This window comes from Streptomyces capoamus (assembly GCF_014654935.1).
GTDB lineage: Bacteria > Actinomycetota > Actinomycetes > Streptomycetales > Streptomycetaceae > Streptomyces > Streptomyces capoamus.
This window is the reverse complement of sequence record NZ_BNBF01000004.1, coordinates 287,458-311,432: the sequence shown is the minus strand read 5'-3', so window position 1 is coordinate 311,432 and position 23,975 is coordinate 287,458. Positions and strand designations below refer to the sequence as shown.

General features: G+C 70.5%; 20 protein-coding genes and 1 pseudogene. 7 read left to right on the top strand and 14 right to left on the bottom strand.

The genetic code is table 11. From position 1 onward, the window contains the following. Positions 1-79 precede the first annotated feature (79 nt). The 3 genes from IE312_RS09475 to IE312_RS09465 all read right to left on the bottom strand — a co-directional run bounded on the left by IE312_RS09475 (position 80) and on the right by IE312_RS09465 (position 2,470). Positions 80-403: a hypothetical protein gene (locus IE312_RS09475; RefSeq protein ID WP_229899408.1), complete on the bottom strand. Its 324-nt coding sequence runs from the start codon at positions 401-403 to the stop codon at positions 80-82. Positions 404-728: 325 nt separating this feature from the next. Then, positions 729-1,553 (bottom strand): ABC transporter permease, encoded by an 825-nt coding sequence (locus tag IE312_RS09470; protein ID WP_189980232.1) that lies wholly within the window; start codon positions 1,551-1,553, stop codon positions 729-731. Continuing rightward, a complete protein-coding gene (locus tag IE312_RS09465) occupies positions 1,550-2,470 on the bottom strand; it encodes an ABC transporter ATP-binding protein (RefSeq protein ID WP_189980231.1) in 921 nt (306 codons plus the stop codon). The genes IE312_RS09470 and IE312_RS09465 overlap by 4 nt, the downstream gene beginning before the upstream one ends. 209 nt (positions 2,471-2,679) lie before the next feature. Between IE312_RS09465 and IE312_RS09460 the strand changes: the two genes are divergently transcribed. The 3 genes from IE312_RS09460 (at position 2,680) to IE312_RS09450 (ending at position 6,008) form a co-directional block, all read left to right on the top strand. Continuing rightward, positions 2,680-3,855, top strand: a complete 1,176-nt coding sequence (locus tag IE312_RS09460; RefSeq protein WP_189980229.1) for a sensor histidine kinase — start codon at positions 2,680-2,682, stop codon at positions 3,853-3,855. Next, positions 3,852-4,514, top strand: a complete 663-nt coding sequence (locus tag IE312_RS09455; RefSeq protein WP_189980227.1) for a response regulator — start codon at positions 3,852-3,854, stop codon at positions 4,512-4,514. Before IE312_RS09460 ends, IE312_RS09455 begins: the two co-directional genes overlap by 4 nt. Before the next feature lie 810 nt (positions 4,515-5,324). Beyond that, positions 5,325-6,008, top strand: coding sequence for a hypothetical protein (locus IE312_RS09450; protein WP_229899406.1), 684 nt, complete (start codon positions 5,325-5,327; stop codon positions 6,006-6,008). 233 nt (positions 6,009-6,241) lie between these two features. Here the strand turns inward: IE312_RS09450 and IE312_RS09445 are convergent, their stop codons facing one another. The 3 genes from IE312_RS09445 to IE312_RS09435 form a co-directional block, all read right to left on the bottom strand. Next, positions 6,242-6,610 carry an STAS domain-containing protein gene (locus IE312_RS09445; protein WP_189980223.1) on the bottom strand — a complete coding sequence of 123 codons (369 nt, stop codon included), beginning with the start codon at positions 6,608-6,610 and terminating at the stop codon, positions 6,242-6,244. Between the two features lie 5 nt (positions 6,611-6,615). Beyond that, positions 6,616-8,076, bottom strand: a complete 1,461-nt coding sequence (locus tag IE312_RS09440; RefSeq protein ID WP_229899404.1) for a PP2C family protein-serine/threonine phosphatase — start codon at positions 8,074-8,076, stop codon at positions 6,616-6,618. A 430-nt stretch (positions 8,077-8,506) separates the two neighbouring features. Continuing rightward, positions 8,507-9,688, bottom strand: coding sequence for a PucR family transcriptional regulator (locus IE312_RS09435; protein ID WP_189980221.1), 1,182 nt, complete (start codon positions 9,686-9,688; stop codon positions 8,507-8,509). A gap of 218 nt (positions 9,689-9,906) precedes the next feature. On the opposite strand from IE312_RS09435, the gene IE312_RS09430 reads away from it, so the two are divergent. Together IE312_RS09430 and IE312_RS09425 are read left to right on the top strand one after the other, a co-directional pair. Then, positions 9,907-10,557, top strand: coding sequence for a carboxymuconolactone decarboxylase family protein (locus IE312_RS09430; protein ID WP_189980220.1), 651 nt, complete (start codon positions 9,907-9,909; stop codon positions 10,555-10,557). Then, entirely contained in the window at positions 10,550-11,362 is an 813-nt protein-coding gene (locus tag IE312_RS09425) for an SDR family NAD(P)-dependent oxidoreductase (protein ID WP_189980218.1), read from the top strand. Before IE312_RS09430 ends, IE312_RS09425 begins: the two co-directional genes overlap by 8 nt. A gap of 209 nt (positions 11,363-11,571) precedes the next feature. Here IE312_RS09425 and IE312_RS09420 read toward each other — a convergent pair whose 3' ends face one another. Continuing rightward, positions 11,572-14,247 carry a WD40/YVTN/BNR-like repeat-containing protein gene (locus IE312_RS09420; protein ID WP_189980216.1) on the bottom strand — a complete coding sequence of 892 codons (2,676 nt, stop codon included), beginning with the start codon at positions 14,245-14,247 and terminating at the stop codon, positions 11,572-11,574. Positions 14,248-14,579: 332 nt separating this feature from the next. On the opposite strand from IE312_RS09420, the pseudogene IE312_RS39350 reads away from it, so the two are divergent. Continuing rightward, a pseudogene (locus IE312_RS39350) lies at positions 14,580-14,808 on the top strand (hypothetical protein); the annotation flags it as partial. 20 nt (positions 14,809-14,828) lie between these two features. On the opposite strand, the gene IE312_RS09415 reads toward IE312_RS39350, so the two are convergent. Together IE312_RS09415 and IE312_RS09410 are read right to left on the bottom strand one after the other, a co-directional pair. Continuing rightward, positions 14,829-16,109 (bottom strand): MFS transporter, encoded by a 1,281-nt coding sequence (locus tag IE312_RS09415; RefSeq protein WP_189980214.1) that lies wholly within the window; start codon positions 16,107-16,109, stop codon positions 14,829-14,831. A 154-nt stretch (positions 16,110-16,263) separates the two neighbouring features. Beyond that, the gene (locus IE312_RS09410; RefSeq protein WP_189980212.1) at positions 16,264-17,103 is read right to left on the bottom strand and encodes a hypothetical protein; all 840 of its coding nucleotides are present in this window, start codon (positions 17,101-17,103) and stop codon (positions 16,264-16,266) included. A gap of 38 nt (positions 17,104-17,141) precedes the next feature. On the opposite strand from IE312_RS09410, the gene IE312_RS09405 reads away from it, so the two are divergent. Then, a complete protein-coding gene (locus IE312_RS09405) occupies positions 17,142-17,978 on the top strand; it encodes a thioesterase II family protein (RefSeq protein WP_189980211.1) in 837 nt (278 codons plus the stop codon). Between the two features lie 22 nt (positions 17,979-18,000). Here the strand turns inward: IE312_RS09405 and IE312_RS09400 are convergent, their stop codons facing one another. From IE312_RS09400 to IE312_RS09380, 5 genes are all read right to left on the bottom strand, one after another. Continuing rightward, positions 18,001-18,276 carry an acyl carrier protein gene (locus IE312_RS09400; RefSeq protein WP_189980210.1) on the bottom strand — a complete coding sequence of 92 codons (276 nt, stop codon included), beginning with the start codon at positions 18,274-18,276 and terminating at the stop codon, positions 18,001-18,003. Next, the gene (locus IE312_RS09395) at positions 18,269-19,243 is read right to left on the bottom strand and encodes a TIGR03560 family F420-dependent LLM class oxidoreductase (RefSeq protein ID WP_189980209.1); all 975 of its coding nucleotides are present in this window, start codon (positions 19,241-19,243) and stop codon (positions 18,269-18,271) included. Before IE312_RS09395 ends, IE312_RS09400 begins: the two co-directional genes overlap by 8 nt. Next, on the bottom strand, positions 19,240-19,590 hold the full coding sequence (locus IE312_RS09390; protein WP_189980208.1) for a PqqD family protein: 351 nt from the start codon (positions 19,588-19,590) through the stop codon (positions 19,240-19,242). Before IE312_RS09390 ends, IE312_RS09395 begins: the two co-directional genes overlap by 4 nt. Further along, positions 19,587-21,950 (bottom strand): polyketide synthase, encoded by a 2,364-nt coding sequence (locus IE312_RS43985; RefSeq protein ID WP_306419721.1) that lies wholly within the window; start codon positions 21,948-21,950, stop codon positions 19,587-19,589. The genes IE312_RS09390 and IE312_RS43985 overlap by 4 nt, the downstream gene beginning before the upstream one ends. A 320-nt stretch (positions 21,951-22,270) precedes the next feature. Then, the coding region (locus IE312_RS09380) for a non-ribosomal peptide synthetase (protein ID WP_189980206.1) at positions 22,271-23,975 on the bottom strand (1,705 nt) is incomplete at its 5' end.

Genomic DNA, 23,975 nt, shown 5'->3' with positions numbered 1-23,975 from the left:
GGGCGTCCGGAACAAGATCAGCACGCACCCCGGACACCTTGCCGACCGAGACCCTGGCGTCGTTCGCCAGATCGAGCGCTCAGTCCGAGCCGCCCTCCAGCGGAAGGTGGTCCCGGAAGTACTGCGACTCCAACCACTCCTCCTTCACGAAGAGCGGACGTGTCAGGCGCGCTGCCCCGACCTGCTGCGAGCGCAGAAGAACTCCTAGGTCAGTCAGGGACAGCGAGTCATCAGGCGTGTAGAGCACGCAGTGCCCATGCTCCGCAGCGTGGTCCAACAGGAACTGCTGGCCCTGCTCAGGATCGCTTCCCGCCAGCGGGAAGCCAGACAGGAAGACCTGCGGACCGGTGACCGCATCCAGCGCAACGCAGGCGAGCTCGCCCGTGTCGTAGAACGCTTTCACCCCATCCGGGAAGTCCTCCTGCGCATACGCGCCGCCAACCCGCCCCTGCGGTTCGGGGACAAGAGTGCCTTGGCGACCTCGGCTGGAGACATCCCGAACCGGAGCGGACCCACACCGGCTCCTGACCGCAGCTCCCAGCACTCCCGCTCCGCGTCCCCGCCCATCCGTCCACTCCTCCGTCCGTCCGGTCCGGATCTGCTTCTGCTTCTGCTTCTGCTTCTGCTGATCAGGACGCGTACACAAGGCCATGGGGGAACGATCAGTGTATGAGAGTCCGTCATCAAGGCTGCGACGAGCTACTGGGACCTCGCTCCTGAGTGCACACTCACACGTCGCGGTGTTTTACGACGAGCACGGCGAGTGCGACCGTGATCAGCGGCCAGAGCGTGTACACGGTCCAGGACCCAGGGACCGTGGCGGTATGGGCCAAGGATCCGGGCTCCGGCTCCCAAGTTTGGATCAGGCGGTTCCAGGCGGCCGACACCAGCGCGTGTTTGATGTCCGCCGACCAGCGGCTGGTCTCCGAGAACATGGGGGGCAGCATCACCAGGGCAAAGACACTGGTGACCATGGTCCCGGCGGCATGCCGGAGCAGAACACCGAGACCCAGACCGACCAGGGCGCAGACCGGAGCGAGCAACGCGGAGGCCACCAGCGCCCGGAACACACCGGGGTGGGTGATCGGAAAGCCGGCATGGTGCCCGCCCAGGACGGCCTGGGAGACGAGGAAAGAACCGGTGGAGGCGGTCGCGCCGACCACGGTCCACAGCGTCGCGGTGACGACTGCCTTGGCCAGCACGATCGAGCCGCGGGCCGGGACGGCCACGGTCGTGGTGCGGATCAGCCCACTGCTGTATTCGCTCACGACGGCGAGGGCGCCCATGCTGCCGGCGACGAGGATCAGCGTCCAGTAGCCGGCCGGTGGATAGGCGTCATAGGGCCGGAAGTCAGCGGGTCCGGAGGGCGCGGCTTTGTCCGCCAGCGTGGCCACGGCGGAGGACCCGATGACGAACAGGAGGGTGAGTGCGATCGTCCAGGGTGTGGACCGCAGGGACCGTGTCTTGATCCACTCGGCGGAGAGCAGGTCGCGGAAGCGGGCGGGCGGCGCGGTGACGGAGATGGTCCGGGGGGCGGAGGTGAGCGTGGTCATCGGGGTTGTCCTGCCTGGTATTCGGTGCTTTCGGCGGTCAGTTCCATGAAGGCCGTTTCCAGTGAGGCGGTGCGGGTGGTCAGCTCGCTGAGCTGGATACCGTTGTCGAAGGCGAGCGCCCCGATCAGGTCGGCCGGGAGCCCGGCCACGGCGAGTCTCTCCACGCCGGCCGAGCCCTCCGGCTCGACCGAGGCACCCGCCGCGGTCAGCACGGCTGCCAGCTCGGCGACCTGCGGTGTCCCCACCACAACGCTGCTACGAGTGCCACGGGCCGCGAAGTCCCGTACCGACTCGGCGGCGATGAGGCGGCCCCGCCCGATGACGACCAGCTGATCGGCGGTGTTCTCCATCTCCGACATCAGGTGGCTGGAGAGGAAGACCGTGCGCCCCTCGGCGGCGAGGCGCCGGAAGAGCCGGCGTACCCAGAGCACGCCCTCCGGGTCCATGCCGTTGATCGGCTCGTCGAACATGAGCACGGGCGGATCGCCGAGCAAGGCGGTGGCGATGCCGAGGCGCTGCTTCATGCCGAGGGAGAATCCGCCGATGCGGCGGTTTGCCGCCTCGGCCAGCCCCACTTCATGAAGCACCTCGCCCACCCGGCGCCGCGGGATGCCGTTGCTCCGGGCCAGAGCGGACAGGTGAGCCGCAGCGCTGCGTCCGCCGTGAACCTGTCCGGCGTCGAGGAGGGCACCGACGTGCCGCAGTCCGCGTGGGTGGCGGTGGAAGGGGACGCCGCTGACGGTGGCGGAGCCGGTGGTGGGCGCGTCCAGGCCCAGGATCATCCGCAGGGTGGTGGACTTGCCGGCTCCGTTGGGGCCGAGGAATCCGGTGACCTGTCCCGGCCGCACGGTGAAGGACAGATGGTCGACGGCCATCTTGCTGCCGTAGCGCTTACTGAGTTCGCTGACTTCGATCACGGCGCCCACACTGCCGAGAGGAGCTCCGTCCGGGCATGGGGCCGTGGGCTGCAATCGTGTGGCCTGATTGAACCGTGGGCGTACGTCCCCGGGCTGATGCCGCGCTGCTGGTGATCCGGTTAGTGTCGCGGCGTGAACCCCATGACGACCATTTCGTTGCCTGCACGCGTCGCGCACCTCGTCCTTGTTCTCGGCAAGGAACACCGCCGATGACGAGAACCAAGGCCGCAGCCTGGGCAGGGGGTGCCTGCTACCTCCTCATGGTGGGTCTGCTCGTGGGGGCCGCACCGCGGGCGTCGGGCACGGTCCACGGTGTCGGGGCGCTGCTGGCGGTGAGCCTGCTCGTCGGTGTGGTGCGGCGGATGCCGCTGCCGACTCTGGCCATGGCTCTCCTCGGATCCACTGCCGTGGTGGTGGTCCCCCCGAGATCCGCCCATGAGAGCCCGGCGGCTTCGTACCAGGGTCAGTTCCTGTCTTACCTGGCGGTGGACCTCGTCGTGGGCTTCATCGTCGCCACTTGTGCGCGGCGCGCTTCGGTTGCTGCCGTGGCAGTGTCTTTCACGGTGCAATTCCTGGTGATCGGCGGCTTCGCGCACGGGGACGGCCTGGCCGTCAACGGGGTGATCGCCCTCCTGGCGTTGGCCGCGTCCTGCATGGCCGGTCTGCTGAGCCGCGAGCGCCGGGAGCACGCGGTAGCGCTGCGGGCACAGGAGGTGGCCGAGGCGGTGACCGCCGAACGGCTGCGGATCGCACGGGAGTTGCACGACATGGTCGCGCACAGCATCGGCATCATCGCGATCCAGGCCGGTGTGGGGAGCCGGGTCATGCAGACTCAGCCGGCCGAGGCGCGCGAGGCCCTGCGCGCCATCGAGGCCACCAGCAGAGAGACTCTGTCGGGACTTCGGCGCACGCTGGTGTCGCTCCGTCAGGCCGATCGAGGCGCGACCGCCTCGGAGCAGTCACCGCTCGCGCCTTCGCCGGGGCTGGCGGACATCGAACGGCTTGCGGCGGCGACCGCGGGCGCAGAGCTACGCGTCGACGTGAGCCGCACCGGCGAACAGCGTCCCGTGCCGGCCGACATCGACCTGTCCGCCTACCGTATCGTGCAGGAGGCGCTGACCAACGTGGTCCGACACGCGGGCACCGAGCGATGCCGGGTGGCCATCGACTACGGAGAAGAGGAGCTGTCCGTGGAGGTCGTCGACGACGGGCGCGGGGCCTCCGGGGACGGCTCGGGCCACGGCTTCGGCCTCATCGGGATGCGGGAGCGAGTCGGTCTGCTGGGCGGCCACCTCAGCGCCGGGCCGCGCACTGAGGGCGGCTTCCGAGTGGCGGCCCGGCTGCCGCTGCCCGCGTCCGTCGGCGTTCCGGTGGAGGGCCGATGACCGTCCGTGTGGTGCTGGCCGACGACCAGCCGTTGGTTCGGTCCGGTCTACGCGTGATCATGGCCGATCACCCCGATCTGGAGGTGGTCGGTGAAGCCGCCACTGGCGCTGAGGCCGTCCAACTGGTCGGGGATGTCAGCCCCGACGTCGTGGTGATGGACATCCGGATGCCGCGTATGGACGGGATCGAGGCCACCCGCCTGATCACCGCCGGTTCGGGAACCGCACGCGTCCTCGTCCTGACCACCTTCGACGAGGACGACCACGTCTACGGTGCGCTCCGGGCAGGCGCGAGCGGCTTCGTGGTCAAGGACATGGCGCTGGACGACATCCTCGCGGCGATCCGCGTGGTCGCCTCTGGTGACGCACTGATCGCGCCGAGCGTGACGCGCCGTCTGATCGCGGACTTCATCGGGCGCCCCGCGGCTGCCCCCGAGCGCTCCCCACGGACGGTCGAGGGCATCACCGAGCGGGAACGGGAAGTACTGACCCTAGTTGGACGCGGCAGGTCGAACACGGAGATCGCCGAGGAGCTCTTCATCACGGTGGCCACCGCCAAGTCACACGTGTCGCGGCTGCTCACCAAACTGGACGCCCGGGACCGGGTCCAGCTCGTCATCACCGCCTATGAGCTGGGGCTCGTCACCTTGTCTCGCTGAGAGGCCGTTCTCTTTCCGCACCTTGTGTGACGTATCCGCTGGTCAGGCATGAAGCGACTGTGGACTCGGAAGTCCGGGCCCGTTGCCGGGCGGGACGTCGTGGGGGTGGCGGATGCCGTCGACGCGGGCGGTGCTGGAAGCGAGGCAGGGGGCCGCAGCCTCCCTCGAGGTGAGCGGGCTGAGCACCGACCCCACAACGGTCGCCTACGCTCAGATGTCGTGGACCCTGGCCTACACCGCCGCCCCGGGCCGGACAGCGCGCCGAGGCCTTGGCGATGGCCGAGGGAGCCCGCCGCGCCGCCTGCCGCCTGCCGCCCACCGCCTGCCTCAGAACGCTCCCGCCGGCCGGCTGTTCGCCATCAGCCCAGTCGCCGTCGACCTGTACGCGGTCGGCGTGCACTGGGCACTCGGGGACGCCGGCGCCGCACTCGACGCCGGGGAGAACCTGCAGCCCGAGCAGTTCCCGACCGCCGAACGCAAAGCCCGCCCGCACCGCCGTGACACAGCCCGTCTGACGCCCGTACGCGGTACGGACGCGCACCCGCACAGGGGCCGGGGGCGCGGCGCTCCGCTTGAGCGCCTTCGGCCTGCGGCCCTGCGGCCAGTTCCTGCAAGGCGTCGTGTGCCGGGCTGGTCAGCCTCTGCGACTCCGGTGACACGGGTGTGCGTGGCTGGTAGTGTCGCGATCTTCGGGCGGCGAAGCCTCCGGAGTCCTTCTTGGGTTGACCGACGACCATGAACAGCGACAACACTCCGGCACGACTCCGACTTGACAGCGCAGTGGACTGCTTGGCCTCCACGTTCCGCGGAATGACCGCCCGCGGGGACGAAACGCAGTGCGACTGCCACTGGGGCAGCGAGGAAGAGCTCGCGCTACTGAAGCTTGCGGACGCTCAGCTCGGTCTGGACCTTCTGTACCGCACCTGGAGTGCCTGCGACTGGAGCGACCACGGCGCGGTGCTGCGCCGCATCCTTCCCGAACTCTCCAGAGCTTTGGTCAGCGGCGCCGTGGAGCCGCTCTCCGGGATGGAGGAGGTCGGACACTCATTCGCTCGAGGCGGCTGGCAACAATGGCCCGCGCTCCAGAGCGCGGCGATACAGCAGTTTTTGCACGCCTGGTGGGCTCACACTCTGAGCGATCCGTCTCCCGCTGTCCCCGTGCACGAAGTTCTCGCTCTGTGTGCCGAGGCAACCAGCACGCTCAGCCCGTGGCTCAGCGTTTGGGAGACAGCCGACCATCGCGTTGCCAACCAACACCTGGCCACAGCGGCAGCCCACTGGGAGTACGACCTTCTCGGTGACGAACTTCCCTGGGAAACACTCAATAACGCCGATGACCTGGTCAGCGAGCTCGGGTCCTGGCTCGTCCGCTACGCCCCGGCGCGGCTGCTGGCTCAAGACGCCACCGACAGTCTGCTGCACCGTATTCGGCTGATAGGACTCACCGGCCCCGCTCGCTGGAGGGACCCGCACTGGCCCAACCACCGTTACTAGAGGGGCGGTCGTCGTGTCTCATCAGAAACGTGCCGCCGGAGTGGTCCGAACCCCGGCAGGTGCTGCTGCGGCCACGGCCAGGCCGGCGGAATCTGCGGGCCGGTGGCGGACGGCTGGGCCGTCCGGGCGCGAAAAAGCCTTCCCGGCGAAGCTTCGGACCCGGTGCAGGATGGTGTCGACCACCTGGCGAATCGCGCCACCGCCCGCAACGGCGAGGCTGGTGAAAAAGCGGCTCAGACGGCGTCGGGGGCGCCCTGGTGGGCGCTGAGTGCGTCGGCAGTGCTCGGGTAGTGAGGCAGGAGGTTGTCCACTCCGGTGAGGGTGAGCATGCGCATCAGCCGGTCGGGGATCGCCGCCAGGGCCAGGGAGCCGCCGGCGTCCTGGGCGCCGTGCCAGATGCCGATCAGTGCGCTGAGGCCGGCGGAGTCGCAATAGCCCACACCGGACAGGTCCAGGATCAAGTAGTGGTGGCCCTGGTCGATCAGTTCCAGCGCGCGGGTACGCAAGCCGGGTGCGGTGTGCAGGTCGATCTCGCCGGTGACCTTGCCGACCGCTGCCGGGCCGTGGGTGGCGGTCAGGGTCAGCTCGATGTCGTCGGTCATGGTGGTCAGTGCTCCTCGCCGGCGGGCGCGGCGGCAGTGTGTGCGGTGGATCCGGCCCCCGTCGCGGCGGCGGCCTGGTCGGGAGTGGGAACCGACAGAGCCAGCAGGGCGACGTCGTCACTCGCGCCCTCGGGCAGGGCGTGCAGCAGACCGACGGTGTCCTCGATCAACTGCGTCGCCCCGCACGAGGCGGGACGAGCGGCGAGGAATGCCGTCAGGCCCTCGTCACCGAGCATGGTGCCGGTGCTGGTGTGGGCCTCGGTCAGGCCGTCGGTGTAGAGGAGCAGGGCTTGGCCGGGGGCGAGGTGGAGGGTGGTGGAGGCGAAGCGGGCGCCGGGGAAGGCGCCGATGAGCATGCCGCCCTTGGGATGGACCGCTTCCACCCGCGTGTGGGTGGCGGACCCGGTTTCGGGCGGGGCGGGGGTGAGGTGGTAGGCCGGGGGGTGCCCACCGGTGGCCAGCTCTACGGTGAAGCCCCCGGCCGCGTCAGGGGTGAGGGTGGCGAAGAAAGCCGTGCAGAACCGGCTGCCCGCCCATACATCGGCCAGCAGGGCGCTGTTCAGAGCCTCAAGTACCGCGACGGGATCGTCCGTGTGCTGGGCGGAGGCCCGCAGGGTGTAGCGGGCCAGGGAGGTGATGGTGGCCGCCTCGGCGCCCTTGCCGCACACGTCCCCCAGGAACAGTCCCCACTTCCCGGCGGGCAGGGGGAAGACGTCGTAGAAGTCGCCGCCCACGTCGTGCACGGAGGCGGTGTGATAGTGACAGGCCAGCTCCAGACCGGGCACGGCCGGCAGTGCCGGCGGCAACAGAGTGCGCTGCAAGGTGGAGGCGAAGGACGCGATCGCCGCCTTGTCCCTTTCCGCCTGCTCCCGGGCCGCCCGCTCTGCCTCGGCGGCCCGCTGCTCCTGGCGCACGGTGCGCAGCGCGGACAGGCGCAGCTCCATCTCGTCCATCACGATCGCCGCCAGATCGGTCAGGGTGGCAGTCTGTTCGGAGCTGATGGAGCGGGGCTTGGTGTCCAGGACGTTGACCGTGCCCAGCTTGTGCCCGTCCGTGGTGGTGATCGGCGCGGCGGCGTAGAACCGAACCCCCAGCGGACCGGTGACCAGCGGGTTGCCGCAGGCGACGTCGTCGAGCAGAGTGTCGGGGATCACCAGCGCATCGTCGCGCAGCACCGCGGAGCCGCACAGGCCCGGGTCCCGGCCGATCTCGCTGACCCCGTCCAGGCCGTGCGCGGCCTTGAACCAGATCCGGTCCTCGTCCACGATCGTCACCGTCGCCACGGGGACGTCGAACAGCCGAGCCGCCAGCCCAGCCACCCGGTCGAACGCGCCGTCGGGCGGGGTGTCGAGGATGTCGTAGCGGCGCACCGCCTCCATCCGGCCGACCTCGACGACCTCGTCGGGCACCAGATGCAGGCGCTTGTCAGTAGCGCCGTCCTCGGATGCCGAAGCCTGCTCGAGCATCGGCGTTCCCCCTCCTTGACCTCCCGCAGCCACTGGGCGCGACTCGGACCAGCGGCAAGCTTATGCGGAACGGCTGTGCGAACGGCCATCGGGTGACACCTCACAAGATCACCACCGATGTCGACGCGCGGTGCTGCCCGGTGAAACCTGGCGACGGCACAGGGCTGGACTGCGCTCCTCGTCATCCGCCCCGCGTGCGGGCACCGAACGGGCGACCGGGCCATGGAAAGGGCGTCCCTGCACCTCCCTGTGTGCGTCGGCTGTACGAGGAGAGCGAGGCACGGCTGCTCGCCGCAGCCGAATGACCACGCCGACGTGTCCGGCCCGGTCGGCGGACATCGCCGCACGGCCTTGCCCACCGGATGCCCGCGGGCGGCACCCGCAGGACAGGACGGCAGCCACGGCGCTGCGGGCACGGTCAGCTGTGGTGTCACCCGGTGGCGGCCCGGACCCGCGGACGCGCGGCCAGTTCGCGTGCCGCCATGGCCCAGTTGAGCTCCACCGCGGTGTCCGGAGCGTCCAGGCTGGTGCCGGTGAGCTCCTCGAAACGGCGCAGACGGTAGCGCACGGTGTTGACATGGACATGTGCGCTGCGGGCGACTTCGCGGATGCGCCGTCCCCTCCTCAGGTATTCCCGCACCGACTCCTCGATCAGCGCACCGAACTCCCCCTCCGCCTCGAGTGGGCGCAGATAGCGGTCGAGCAGCAGCGTGGCGAGTTCCGGTTCGGAGACGACCGCCACCCGCCAGGACAGGTCGCCCAGGTCGTACACGCCGCGCAGACCGTACGCACGGGCGGCCTCCAGCAGCCTGCCGGCGGCGTGGAAGGAGCGGTGCACCGCGGCCAGGTCCGTCGGCGGCCCGAGCCCCGCCGTCACCTCCAGGTCCCCGGCCTCCGGCTTCGCCTCGACAACTCCTACGACGGCCTCGTCCAGCACGGTGAGCAGCCCGCACCGGCCGTTCCTGCGGCCGTCGGACTCCAGGGAACGTTCCAGCGCGTCCGGACGGACGTCGCCGTTCGGCACCGCTCTGACGGCCCGGTACGGCCGCGACGGGTCCAGTCCGTAGATCGCGGCACCGCCGTGGACCTCTGCCGCGCTCAGCGTCCCGTAGAGCAGTCCGCGCAGGAAGTCGGCGCGGCGGCGGGCGTCGGACAGGGCGGAGTCGACCTCCGCCTCCCGGTGGACCACGGCGATCCGCAGGCTCGCGACGTCCGCGAGCTCCCACAGGCACCTGGTGCGGTCGACGATCAGGCCGGGTTCCAGTCCTCGCTCGGTCGCCTCGGCGAGGAACAGGTCCCGTATCGCGCTCAGTGCGCGGCGGAAGGCGCGGAGCCCGTCGGCGAGCGGCACGCCTCGGGCGACCCGGTCGCGGGCCACGTCCGCTTCGCCGAAGTCCTCCGGTGCCGGCACCGTCCCTTCTCGCACGACCGCGAGAGCGCGCTGGAAGTGCCGGTGCCAGATCTGGTCCAGGAGTTCCCGCGGCACCGAGCGGTAGGACGGGATGCGGTCCGTCAGGTCCGCGTGCAACCGCCCGCCCATGTGGCTCTGCTGTGCGGCCATCGCGGCAATGACCCGTTCGAGGGGCGCCGCGGTGCTCACGAGTCCGGGCATGGACCTCACCTCTGCTGCTCCGGTACCGGCCGTTGTTCGACCGAACAATATGCCGACCGCGCCCTTGGCCTGCGGTCCGTCGACAAGCCTCCGCCTCCGAAAGCACAGTGGCACGGCGGGCGTAAGGACTCACCGGCGGCCACCAGCAAGGCGTCGCCGACCGTGCCGGAACGCCCTCGCGCCACCGCCGCCACCCTACGCACAGTGCGGAGAACGCCATGTCAGACGAACACCATCACCTGTCCCACGGCGCCACCGCGGACACCGGTCCGCGCCTCGCGCCGCTGCCCGAGGACCACTGGGACCCCTCCACCCGGGAGCTGCTCGCACCGATCCCCCGCGACGCCGACGGCCGGCTCCCCAACGTCTTCACCACCTTGGTGCGGCACCCCGGCCTCTTCCGGCACTTCCTGCCGTTCGGCACCCATCTGCTGCGTGCCGGCCGTCTGCCGGACCGGAGTCGGGAACTGCTGATCCTGCGTACCGCCTGCAACACCCGGGCAGCGTACGAATGGGGGCGGCACGTGCCGCTGGCCAGGGCCGCCGGGGTCACCGAGGAGGAGATCCGGCGGGTCGGCGCGGGTCCGGGCGCCCAGGGGTGGACGCCTGCCGACGCCCGTCTGCTGCGTGCCGCCGACGAACTGCACCGGGACGCAGGCCTGTCGGCGGCCACGTGGTCCGCGCTCGCGGCCGACCACGACGAGGCACAGCTGATCGAAATCACCATGCTCGTCGGCCAGTACCACATGGTCGCCTTCTTCCTGAACTCCGCGGGCACCCCGCTCGAACCCGGTTTCGCCACGGAGGTCCTGCCCGCGCCCGCGGGAGCCGACGGCAACACGGCGGAGAGGGGACACGGCCATGGCTGAGGCCCGGCACCCCGCGACCACCCGCCCGGTCGGTCTCCTGGCAGGGCGGAACGTACTGGTCCTGGGCGCGGGCACCCGCCCCAGTGACGATCCGGAGGCACCAGTGGGCAACGGACGGGCTGTTGCCGTGCTCGCCGCCCGCGAAGGGGCGGCCGTGGCCTGCGCCGACGTCTCCCCCGCCGCAGCGGCGGCCACGGCCGCCCTCGTCGGTGAGGAGGGCGGCCGGGGCCTGCCCGTGGTCGGTGACGCCACGGATCCCGGCCGGTCCTCGGCCATGGTCGCCGAGGCCCGCCACGAACTGGGCGGGCTCGACGCGCTGGTGGTCAACGTCGGCATCGGACTCGGTACCGGCCTGGCGGACACCTCACCACAGCAGTGGGAGCGCGTGCTCTCGGTCAATCTGAGCGCCCCCTTCCTCGCGGCCAAGTACGGACTGCCCGCGATCGCCGACGGAGGATCGATCGTCTTCGTCGGTTCCGTGGCGGGCCTGCGCGCCGCCACCGACTCGCCCGCGTACGACAGTTCCAAGGCGGGTCTCTTCGGACTCACCCGCCATGTCGCCAAGGAGGGTGCGGCGCGCGGGATCCGCGCCAACCTGGTCGTTCCGGGCCTGATCGACACCCCGATGGGCCGCGAGGCCTCGGCAGGCCGGCCGTCGCGTTCCACCTCGTTCACCCGCATACCCCTCGGCCGCCAGGGAACCGCCTGGGAGGTCGCCGAAGCGGTCACATTCCTGCTGTCCGACCGTGCCTCCTACGTCACGGGTCAGAGCCTGGTCGTGGACGGCGGGCTGAGCGCCGTCTGAGCAGGTGCGCCGGTCTGTTCCTGGACCGTCACGGCACGACCCGGTCCTTTCCCAGCGCCATGAAGTATGCGGTGCTCGCCGCCGTCGGGAGGCAGGAGTCCCGTGCGCCGTAGGTATCCGGTGCAGTGGACCGAACGTCAGACGGCCGGTGCGTCCCGGAAGCGGGGCCGCACCGGCCGTCGTCGTGTTACGCCGGGTGGGGGTGGTGATCAGTCCTTACGGCCCTTGAGGCGCCGTACGTCGAAGGACCAGATGCCGCGTCCGTGGGTTGCGGCGTACAGCTTGCCGTCGGGGCCGAGGCGCAACTGCATCACGGCCGTGGTGGGCAGGTCGCGGCCCAGGACCAGCCACTTGGTGGCGCCGGCGGGTCGGTAGAAGGTGGCCAGATCGGTGCCGAGGGCGAGGCCGCCGTTCGGGAGGACCTTGACCGTGTCGGCGGGGACGTCGGGCAGGTTCGCGGAGATGTCCGCCCAGCTCGCGCCGCCGTCCTTGGACTCGAAGACGTGACCGACGCCCGCTCCCGGGCCCTCGGTGAACCGGCGGGAGAAGCCGTTGATCGCCACGTACACGTGCTGGGCGTCGGCCGGGTCGATCTCGAAGCCGGAGACGTAGCGGTTGGGGATCGTACCGTCGACCGGCAGGTTGAGCTGGTGCCAGCCGGTGCCGTCGGCGTTGCCGGCCGCGATGCCGCGGGTGAAGCCCTGGTTGTTGCAGGGGCCGCACCAGCCGACGTAGACCGTGCCGCCGGAGGACGCCACGGCCGTAGCCGTGTGGCCTTCGCCGAGATCGTAGGCGTTGGTCCACTCCTTGCCGGAGCGGATCGCGAAGCCCTTGGTGTTGACCCACACGTGCCGGCCACCGGCGATCCAGGTGCTGGTGTTCTTGGCGTCGGCGGTGATCGGGGCGATGAAGCGGGCGCCGGCGCCGCCCTGGTCCTTGTCCGGCGGTGCGACCTCGTACTCGGTGGCCTTGGACGGGTCGGTCGTCCAGGAGCCGTCGTTCACCCCGCAGTTCTGGGTGACCCACATGTCGAGGTAGACGTATTCCTGGGCGATGTTGCAGCCGTTGGCGGGGTCGGTGATGGTGTCGCCGCCGTCGCCGCCGAAGTCGGAGCCCATGACCTTGTCGTGGCCGCGCAGGATGGACTGGCCGTTGTCCTGCAGGCCGCCGGTGACCGAGACGCCGCCGTTGGTGAGGTCCTTGCCGACGCCCACGGAGTAGTACTGGAGGGTGTCGAGGGTGCCGTCGCTCAGGGACTGCCAGTCCTTGGCGTGGCCACCGGAGTCGACCGCCCCGTTCAGCGGACGCCGGTAGATGCCGCCGTCGTTGCCGACGTACGCCCAGGTCTTGCCCCGGTGGCTGCCGATCGCCACCGCGTGCTGGTCGGAGTGCGTGGTCGGCGAGCAGTCACCGGTCTGCTTGGCCGGGTCGATGCTCCAGCAGGGGAAGGGGAAGTTCCAGTACGGACCCGGCACGGTCCAGCTCTGGCCGCCGTTCTTGGTCTCGAAGACCTCTTCCAGGCCCAGGTAGACATGGTCGGCGTCGGCCGGGTCGACCTGGAGGAACTGGTTGTACCAGGACTGGATGCCGGGCATGTAGCCCGCGTCCTGCAGGGCGGATCCGGACGCCTTCAGCTTGGTGTAGTCCGCGATCTGCGTCCACGGCCCGAACGGCGAGCCGTTCTTCGACACGTACACGCCCTTCAGACCGCTGTCCGGGTTGGCGGCCATCTGCGCCGGCGACTGGTCGATGGCATACAGGCGCGAGCCGTCCGCCGCCGCGGCGAACGTCATGTTGCCGACGTCGTCACTGCTGGTGGGCAGGTCACCGAGACCGCTGACCGGCTTCCAGCTGCCGTCGGCCGCCTTCGCGTACAGCCCGTTGTAGGTGTCGCCGCCGCGCCAGCCGACCGCGAGCAGGACCTTGCCCGGGTCCTTGGGGTCGACGGCGATGTCGTTGGCGATGTTCTTGTACGGCGCGCTCGGGTCATCCGCCTTCGAACCGCCCGGCAGGTAGTCCGGATTGGGCGCGAACTCATGCTTCCACGGGCCGGACAGGGTGGTCGTGGAGTGCGACCACACGCCGGTGCTGGTGGCCGCCCACACCTTGGTGCCGGCGAAGCGCAGTGCGTGGATGACGGTGGACTCCAGTTCGGCGCCGCCCACGCGGTCGCCCGGCTGGAATCGACCGTGCCGTGGGTCCTTCAGGACGTACACGCCTGTGCCGACGAAGGACGTCGCGCCGGTGTTGGACTCGCCGGTGGCGTACCAGAGCCGCTTCCGGCCGTCCAGGGCGAGGGTGCCCGTCGACAGGGACGGGAGCTTGTCGGAGATCGGCTTCCAGTGGCCGCCGCCGGTGGTGGAGCGGAAGACACCGCCGTTGGCGCCGCCCGCGTACACGTAGCCGTGGTCGTCGGCGGCGATGCCGGTGATCCGGCCGGTCACATCGCCCGCGCCTCCGCTGGAGTTGGAGTTCACATCGCGGTAGCGCGGGTCGTCGGCGTTGTACACCTTCCTGGTGACGTGCTCCCAGCTGCCGCTCGTGTGCTTCATGGACTGCAGCTGCTGCCAGGCGGCACCATAGGCGCCGGGCGCGACCACGCCGGGCGCGGTGCGGGCTTCCGTGAACTGGGCCGTCGCCTCGGCGGAGTTCTCCGCCTCATCGGCGCCGTCGTCATCGCCGCCCTCCGCGGCGAACGCGGACAGCCCGTGGCCCGCGCGCACCGCCTTGATGTGCTCGCGGCCCACGGCGGCCTGGTGGCGGGCCTGCCAGGGCCGGGGTCTGGCGGTGTTCGGCGCCGCGAACGACTGGGTGCTCACCAGTCCGAACGCGGCCGCTACGACGGTGCAGGTGATGAACCGTCGCTGGTGCTTCGGGGGCAACATGCCCTCTCCTCCCTGCGACGGGAGCATGGGGGTGTCCCGACGCAGAGGGGATCTTGGCGTGAGCACAACAGCCACACAAAGGTCTCACCGGAAAAATGGTGGGTTGTTTACTTGGCGCCTCACACGAACCCGAAGTTCCGGCAGCTGGAGCCGGCTTGGCGCGCCTGGGCCGCACACGGTCTGGACGACGGCGGCGACGTCGGCGGCGGCGGCGGCGGCGAGTACGGCATTGACATGCGGGTCCACCCGGGCCCGGATCGCCGCGGCCGCCGTGCGGCAGCGCTGAACGAGCCCGTCGACCATGTGTCCGAAGCACCCCACACGGCTCGCCGAGCGCACAGCGGCCGGCCGAGCTGGTCCGTCGCTTCCTGCTGCGCCGCGGGAAGTCCGACCCGGGCATCGCCCCCGGACTCCCGCCGAAGACCGAGACGGACCACCCGGTCGCCCTCACGCGAGAGGGTGGCGCAGATCCGGTCCGCCGACGGCATCGCCCGCAGCGGCCCGGTGCTCGAACTCCTCACCGGCCTGGAGCAGATCTGCAACCACCCCGCACACTTCCTCACACGGCCGGCTCGCTCGGCTCACTCACCGGCAACCGCCGCGGCCCTGGCGGGCGGGTTCGAGCGGGACCAACTGCGCTCGATCAGTGCGCAGACGAGGCCCGCCACGGTGACGATCACGGCGAGGACGATCCAGCCCGGCTTGCCCCAGTTGACGCACATCGAGATGACGATGATGGGCGCGACGGCCTCGGAGAGGCCGTGCCCGAGGCCCATCACCCCCTGGTACTGGCCTTGGGCCTCGGGTTTGGCGAGCGCGAAGGAAAGCTCGAACGTACCGGCTGCCTGCCACACCTCTGCCAGTGAATGCACGACGATGCCGACGAGCAGCAGAGAGACGGCGATCCACGCGGCGGGCCCCGCCGCCACCGCCATCAGGATCCACGCCACCAGGAACAGCGGGCCGGACAGCGCGAGCAGCCGGGCAGCCGAACGTGGGTCGGTGATGAACCGCGTCGCCGGAACCTGCGTGGCGGCGACGATGACCGCTCCGAGGAACAGGACGATCGCGGCCATCCACCGCGGCGCGTTCGTGCGCAGGACGATCCACACCGGCAGGGCCTGGACCAGTACGAAGTACTGCAGGCTCGCGACCGACGAGGCGGCGGTGAGGCTCAGGTACGTCCGGTCGCGAAGGGCCAGCCACCGGGGTGTCTTCTCCCCCGCGGAGTCCTCGGCGTCCGGCGTCCGGGTCGGGGGGAAGTTCGGCAGCCGCGTCAGGATCGCGGCGGCGATCAGGAAGGTGGAGGTGTCGGTGAGGATCATCGTCACGTACGCTGCGCGCGTGTCGATGGCCAGGACGAACGCGGCCCCGATCGTGCCCACCGCGATCCCGACGTTGGTCACGGCACGCAGATAGGTGCGCAGTCGCGCGCCCTTGCCCTCCTCCGCGAGCACGCCGATCATCGCACCGCGCGCGCTGACCGTCCCCGCACGGCCCACCGCGGCGGCTGCGGCCACCACGAGCAGCGGCCACAGGCTGTGCACCAGCAGCAGGCTGACGCTCGCCACGGCCTCGAGCAGCATGGAGCCGATCAGGACCTTCTTCGAGCCGCGGCGGTCCGCCAGGTCGCCGATCACCACTCCGGCGCCGAAGCCGGCCAGCGACCCGACGGTGAGGCCGATTCCCGCGGCGGTCGGGCTCAGTCCGGCGGATCTGATGAGAAAGATCGTGCCTGCGGACAGGAACATGCCCATGCCGATGGTGTTAACGATGGTCGACAGCGCCAGCAACTGCTGGTGGGGATCCTCCGGGCCGCGCACCGCGGCACGGAGTTTCGCCAACGGGGTCGTCGCGCTCACGAGGCCACCTCGGTCGGGCTCACGCCGGTCTCGGCAGCGAACGGGCTGCTCGCGGCGGCCGCCCGTATGGCGATGATCACTCTGTCTCCTTCTCAACTGCGGCTTATGGGGGGGGTGATGGGCAGGCGTCGCTGTGCCGGTTCGGCGACGCTGATCAGGGGGCGGACAGGAAGGCGTCCTCGAGCCGGATGATGTGCGCCTGGGTCCAGCGGGCGACGCGCAACGCGCAGTCGGCGTCGGACTCCCCGGGGCGCAGGCCGTCGAGAACCATGGTGCGGTATTCGTCCACGCCGATTCCGCACTGCGGAGTGCTCTCCAGTCGGCGGAGCAGCCACTTCTTACGGCGGCAGAGCTCTCCGGAAAGGGCGAGGGCGGCGTCCGTCAGGAATCCCGCGGCCAGGCCGGCGGAGACACGGGCCGTCTTGTAGTCACCGGTGTCGAGCTGGCCCATGACATCGGTGAGGCAGTTCTCCGCGTCGGCCTTGAGGAATCGGGCGAGCGACCGGCTGTAGGACGAGCCGTAGAGGAGTTCGCGCATTTCCTTGAAGAAGGCTTCGTTCTTCAGCGGAACGCCGATGGAAAGCCGGTAGATGAAGTCCTGGAGGAAGTCGCCGGTGTTGCAGAACTCGACCTCCTTCTCCAGATAGGGCGCCAGCACCGTGGCGAGCGTATTGGTCGGCCACACCCTCAGGTCGACCCGCTGGTCGCCGTAGGCACCCATCCAGATGGTCCAGCGCAGGCCGGTGCTCGGGTCGGAGCTCTGCCAGGTCTCCATCGTCTCGTCGACGGGAAGGTCGAGGTCCTCGTCGGCGAACGCGTACAGGTCGATGTCGCTGAACGTGTTGCCCCAGCCGGCGGCGGTCGATCCCGTCATGCAGACGGCTTCGGCCTCGGCAAGCCCCGGAAAGCGCTTGAGCACGCCTTCGAAGGAAAGGTCGGGACGGGCGAGAACAGACGGCTGCTCGACAATGACCTCGACAGTCGGATTGAACATCGGAATCCTCTCGGATGGTACGGATCGGCGTGCCGTAAATGACCTCCGCATTCGCAGAGGCAATGCATTTACGGCGCTTCGAGTACGCTGCGGATCAGCTGTGCAGCGTGCTAGACTTCACGCTCATGGACATATCAAATTGTGCGACCGTGTCGAAGAAATCGTCGATTCTCGTTCCGTGGAGCACGGGCACGGAAACGAGGAATGGCACCGCTCTCGTTTGCATTCCGTGGGCCGGCGCCGGAGCGACTCCGTTCCGCCCCTGGGGTGCGGTGATCGGCGACGCGGCCGACGTGTACGGCGTACGGCTGGCGGGCCGCGAGAGCCGGCAGACCGAACCGCTGCCGACCTCGCTCGACGACGTCGTCGAGGAGTTGGTGGCGGAGCTGGTCAGGCTGGACGTCCCGCGCGTCGCGCTCTTCGGACTGTGCTCCGGAGCCCTGCTGGCCCACCGGACGGCGCAGCGACTGCACCGGTCCGGCGACGGCCCCGAGGTCGCCCACCTGCTCGTCGCGTCGCAGCTTCCGCCGCGCCTCCTGGCGGACGGTGACGACGAGCCGGAGGGGGACCTCACGCGTTACGTACCCGAGCACCTTCGTGAAGAGCCTGAACTCCTCGAGGTGCTGCTGCCGGTCCTCGCCGCCGACATGCGGCTGGTGTCCGCGTACGTCCACACGCCGGAGGCGCCCCTGGACGTGCCGATCACCGTGCTCTACGGCGGGAGCGACGACCTGCTCAGCCGGTCGGAGGTCGACGGCTGGCGCCATGAGACCGCGGTTCGCAGCGAGTTCCGCGAGGTCGCCGGCGCCGACCACCTCTTCGGCGGTGCCGCGTGGCGGGAGCTCGCGGAGGAGATCCGTGCCGCGCTGAGGTAGGCGTCCGGAACTCGCGGTCGGCCTAACCATCGCCGAGGAAGGCCGCGAGCTGCCTGACGGTCGCGTGGGCGAAGACGTCGACGATCCTGAGGTCCGGCCAACGCCCGCGCAGGACCCGGACCACGTCGACGATCATCGTGGACGTCGCGCCCAGATCGAAGAAGCCGTCGTCCGGGTCGATGGTCTCCATATCGAGTGCCCGGGCCCAGACCGCCTCGACGACCTCGACGGGGTCGCCGTCCAGATCGGTGCCGGTCGCGGTGGTGCTTGGCAGCTCGGTGCTTGGCAGCTCAGTCATCCATGGCCTCCCGCAGCGTCGTGCCGACCAGCCTCAGGTGTTCCAGATCGCCCGGGTCGAGCACGGTGACGATCAGTCCCTCGGCACCGGCCTCGCGGTACTCCGCGATCTGGCGCCGCACTTCCTCGCGGGTGCCGCAGAGGGCGAACCCCCGGACGGCGTTCGGCGCGCGGCCCAAGAGGGTCCCGAGCCGCTCCAGCCCTTCCTGGGCCTCCGCTTCGGAGTCGGTGATGATCGCATGTCCCAGCCACGTCTTGGTGATCTGGCCGGAGTCGCGGCCCACGGCGGCGCACGCCTTCTCCAGCACGTCGATCTTGTGACGCACGGTGGCCGGCGCACCGAAGAAGTTGCAGGCGTCCCCGTACTTGGCGACCATCGGGATCAGCACCCGCTCACCGCCACCGCCGATGAGGATCGGCGGGCCTTCGGGGTTGATCGGTCCCGGCACGTTGATCGGCTCGTCGATCCGGTGGTACGTGCCGGAGAACCGCGGTGCGTCCTCGGTGAACATCGCCCGGCAGATCTGCACCGCCTCGGCCAGTGCCTTCAGGCGCTCGCCGGTGGTCTGGAACTCCATGCCGTAGGCGCGGCACTCCTCCTCGTGCCAGCCGGCGCCGATGCCGAGCATGGCGCGCCCCTTGCTGATGACGTCAATGGTCGTCACCATCTTGGCGAGCAGCGCGGGGTTGCGGAAGCCGTTGCACGAGACGAGCACTCCGAGCCGAGCGGTCGACGTGACGGCGGCCAGCGCCGCGATCGTCGTGTACGCCTCGAGGATCGGCTCGTCCGGCTCGCCGACCGAGGCGATCTGGTGCACGTGGTCCATGGTCCAGATGCTGTCGAACCCGTTGGCCTCGGCAGTCCGTGCCATCTCGACGACACGGTCGAAGAGCTGGTGGTCCATGGTCCCGGGGAAGGAGTAGCCGGGGATCTGCAGGCCGACCTTGGTGATGGCGGGGCGGCTCATCCGGCGACTGCCACCAGGTCGAGCAGCGCGGCGTCGGTGGGCGTGACGACCTGGAGGATGTCGAGCTCGACGAGGCGGCGGCACAGGCCGAGCACGGGTTCCTCCAACTCGGCGGCCGGCAGGGCGGTCTCCGTGGCGAGATCCTCGACGACACGGGCGATGCTGCGCCGTCCGTCGATGAGCCGCCAGACCTTGCGCGCGTCGGCGTCGATCACGTAGCGGCCGATCAGCCTCTCGATCAGCAGACCGCCCTGGTGGCGCTCGCTGAGTTCGACCACCTGGTCGGTCACGCGGGCCGTGACGTCCAGTCGGCGGATGAGGATGTCGTTGATGTCGATGGTGCTCATGAGGTTTTCTCCGTAGCCAGGGCCTTTTCGATGTAGGTCGAAGTGGCCTCGATCGTGGGCGCGATGAAAGGCAGGTCGATCGGCAGGTCGAGCCCGAGCTCCTCGTTCAGCCGGGCTCCGATCTCGACCGCGTGCAGCGAGTCGCCGCCGAGTACGTCCAGGAAGTGCGCGTCGTGCTGGACGCGATCGACGCCGAGGACGCCGCGCCAGACCTTCTCGACGAACGCGGGGATGTCCGTGGTGTCGACGCGGGACGGGGCGGTCTGCGGGGCACGGTCGGCCGCGGTCGTCTCGGGGCGTTCGAGCCAGAACCGCCGCCGCGTGAACGGGTACGTGGGCAGGGGGACCCGGCCGCGCGGCTCGTCTCCGTAGTAGGCGGCCCAGTCGACGGCGACACCCGCGCGCCACGCCGCGGCCACCACGTCGGTCAGGTCGAAGGACGGGCCGACGACGATCCGGCCGGCGCCTTCGCGGACGGAGCCGGAGTCGGAGTCGGCGGTGCAGGCGGCGAGGGCCGCCTCCAGCGTGGCGGGGTCGCCACCGCCGGCCAGCCACTGCGCGGCGGAGCGCGCCCATGACGGCGCGTCCACCCGTGCGAAGGTCAGACCGAGACGGAGCAGGACCCGGGCGACACCGAGCGCGGCGAGCGCTCCGGCCTGTTCCGGGGCGAGGCCCCGCAGGTCGGCTTGTCCCCTGAGTTCGACGAGCGCGGAGCGCAGCAACGGCTGGGTGGACACGAGCCGTTCGCCCATCGCCGCGAGCTCGGCGGGGGTCCCGTGCAGCGCCAGTGACCACCGTGCGGTGGGACGGGTCGCCTCGCCGGGCGCACGCAGCTGCGCGACGGCGTCCTCCGGTCCGGTGACCACGGCCGCCCAGCGCCGGGCGTACCTGGCACGGCCGACGCCGAGCGTGTACGCGATGTCGGCCAGTTCCGCGTCCCCGACCGGGGCCGCCCCGGCGAGCCGGTCGGCGAGCCGCTCCCGCATCCGGTCCAGCTCCTCGTCGCTGCGTGCGGAGAGCGCGAGAACCTGACGCGACCGCCGTGAGTCCGCGGCGGGCATGGCAGGCGCGGCCTCCAGTACGACGTGGGCGTTGGACCCGCCGAGGCCGAACGAGCTGACACCTGCGATGCGCGGGCCCTCGGCGCCCCAGGCCCGGGTCTCGGAGGTGAGCACGAAGGGCGTGGAGTCGAGATCGATCTCCGGGTTCGGCGTGCGGAAGTGCAGCGTCCCCGGCACGACGGCCCGCTCGACGGTCAGTGCCGCCTTGATCAGTCCGGCGACACCCGCCGCCGCGTCGGTGTGCCCGATGCTGGGTTTGACGGCGCCGAGCACGAGGGGCTTTCCGGCCGGCCGGCCGGGGGTCGCGAAGACGCGCCGCAGTGCCTCGAACTCGACGGGGTCGCCGATCGCGGTGCCGGTGCCGTGCGTCTCCACGTAGCCCACGTCGTCGGGCTTGATGTCGGCACGCGCGAGCGCGGCACGGATGACTGCTTCCTGGCCGTTGATGTTCGGGACGGTGAATCCCCCGCGTGACCCACCGTCGTTGTTGACCGCCCAGCCGCGGATGACCGCCCTGCGGCGGTCCCGGGCGGCCTGCGCGTCGGTTTCGCGCCGCAGCACGACGACACCGGCTCCCGATCCGGGAATCGTGCCGGAAGCCTCCGCGTCGAAGGCGCGGCACCGCCCGTCGGCCGACAGGATGCCGCTCTCGGTGTACGTGTAGCCCTCGACGTCCGGCATCAGCAGGCTCACGCCGCCCGCCAGGGCGATGTCGCAGTCGCCCGCGGCCAGGGCCGAGCAGGCGAGCGCCACCGCGCTGAGCGCCGTGGCGCACCCGGTCTGCACGGTGATGGCGGGACCGTTGAGGCCCAGCTTGAAGGCGAGCCGCGGTGCGAGGAAGTCCTTCTCGTTGGCCAGCGTGACACGTACGTCGCCGGAACGGCCCGCGCGGGCCTCCGTCGGGGCCACGTACTCACGGAAGTAGTGGTTTTCCCCCGAACCGACGAACACCCCGACCACCGCGTCGTGCTGACCGGCGTAGCCGGCGTCCTCCAGCGCCTCGGCCGCCACCTCCAGCAGCACGCGCTGCTGCGGATCCATGATGACGGCTTCGGTCGGCTGTATGCGGAAGTGGTCGGCGTCGAACGACTCGATGCCGGCGACCTGCGCGACCCCCCGGACGAAGGTGCCGTTGCGGCCGGCGCGGTCCGGCCCGGTTCCGTCGGCGTCCGACCGGTTGGAGCACTCGACTCCGTCGACGAGGTTCGTCCAGTACTGCTCGACATTTTCCGCGCCTGCGAAACGGGCCGCCATACCTATCACCGCAATTGCGGGTGCATAAGTCGGCTTCTGCTGCATCTGTACGGCTCCTGGGATCAGCGTGGCCTCGCGGCGACTCATTCGGCGGTGGCGTGCGGCACGGCACGCGAAAAGACATCGGCGCGTGAAACTATCAGAGTTTCGTCCCCGGCATCAATCGTTTTGATCACTGCATACTCCGTCAAGTAGTGCGGAATGAAGGGTTCCTGACGTGGCGTCGCCGGCAATCCGCAGGCACGACCGATCTCGAAATGGGACAGGCTCGACTCTACGGAGATACCGGATGGAGCTCGTCGAGCATCGCGACGCCGCCGCCCGCGGCGGCTGGAATTCCTGGAGGCCGTGTGACGGCCGGCGGTTCAGCGGTCGGTGGCCGCACCCGCCGGGGCCGCGGCCTGGGCGCGCACACGCTCCACGAAGTCCGCGAGCCGCGGCGCCTCGAACAGGGCGCGCGCGCCGATCTGCGCACCGAGCTCCGTGCGGGTACGGCGGATGACCTTCGCCACCATGAGGGAATGCCCGCCGAGATCGAAGAAGTCGTCGTCGAGGGCGACCTCGGCGACGCCGAGCTCTTCGGCCCAGATGCCCGCCACGGCCGCCTGCAGGGAATCGCTCCGAGGGGCGTCCTGCGCGGTGGCGGACGCGGACCGGGAGGCGCGGGCCTGGTCCAGCAGGGCCTTGCGGTCGACCTTGCCGTTGGGCGTCATCGGCATGGCGTCCACGATGTGCGTCTCGCTCGGAACCATGTGGCCGGGCAGCCGGTCGGCCAGGAATGCCCGCAGACCGTCCACGCCCGGTCCGCCGGGGCGGACGGTCGCCCAGGCCAGCAGCCGGGATCCCACGGAGGTACCGGTGTCGGTCGCGACACAGGCGTCGATGACGTCCGGGTGGGCCTTCAGCGCCGCACCGACCTCACCCAGTTCGATGCGGTAGCCGCGGACCTTCACCTGATCGTCGCGCCGCCCGACGTAGAAGAGCCGACCGTCGGCGTCCCTGCGCGCGAGGTCACCGCTGAGGTAGGTCCGCCGGTGGTCGTCGTCGCCCCAGGCCGCCATGCGAAAACTGCGAGCGGTGGCCTCGTCGTCGCCGAAGTAGCCGCGCGCGAGGCCGGGTCCGGAGACCCAGATCTCGCCGACCTCGCCCACCGCGGTCGGTGCGCCGTCCTCGTTCCGCAGCGACACCTCCAGATCCGGCAGCGGCACACCGATGGGGCTGCCCGGGCCGGCGGCCGCGTCCCGCGCCGTGATGGGGCAGTACGTGACGTGGACGGTCGTCTCGGTGATCCCGTACATGTTCACCACGCGCGGCTGCTCGTCGCCCCGGCGGGCGAACCATCCGCTCAGTGAGGCCGGGTCGAGGCGTTCGCCGCCGAGGACGATCAGCCGCAGGCGGTCCAGGCGGGCCGGCCGCACCTCGTCGGCACCGGCCAGGGCCGCCAGGGCCGAGGGTGTCTGGCTCAGTACCGTGACACCCTCACGGTCCAGGAGGTCGAGCAGCTCGTCGGGGGCACGGGCCGCGTCGTCCTCGACGACGACCAGGCGTCCGCCGAACAGCAGCGCGCCCCACATCTCCCACACGGAGAAGTCGAAGGCGTAGGAGTGCAGCATCGTCCACACGTCCTCGGCGCCGATGTCGTAGATCGCCGACGTCTCGGCCATCAGCCGGGTGACGTTGCGGTGCGTGATCTTCACGCCCTTGGGGGTGCCGGTCGAGCCGGACGTGAACATCACGTAGGCGAGATCGTCCGGTCCGACCTCCACGCCCGTCGCCGGCAGGTCCGCGTCCCCGGCGTCGCCGACGAGCACGAAGGATCCGGTGTGCCAGGCCTTCGCCCGCACGACGAGGTCGTCGTCGGTCACGATCACACCGGCCTCGACCCGCTCGGCCAGGCTCGCGAGGCGGGTGTCCGGGTACCGGGGGTCGAGCGGCACGTAGGCGGCGCCCGCCATCAGCACGCCGAGGATCGCGGGGATGACCAGGCGGCGGGGGACCAGCACCGGGACGAGGTCACCGGGGCACACGCCCGACGCGATCAGACGCCCCGCTATGCGCCCGGCGAGGTCG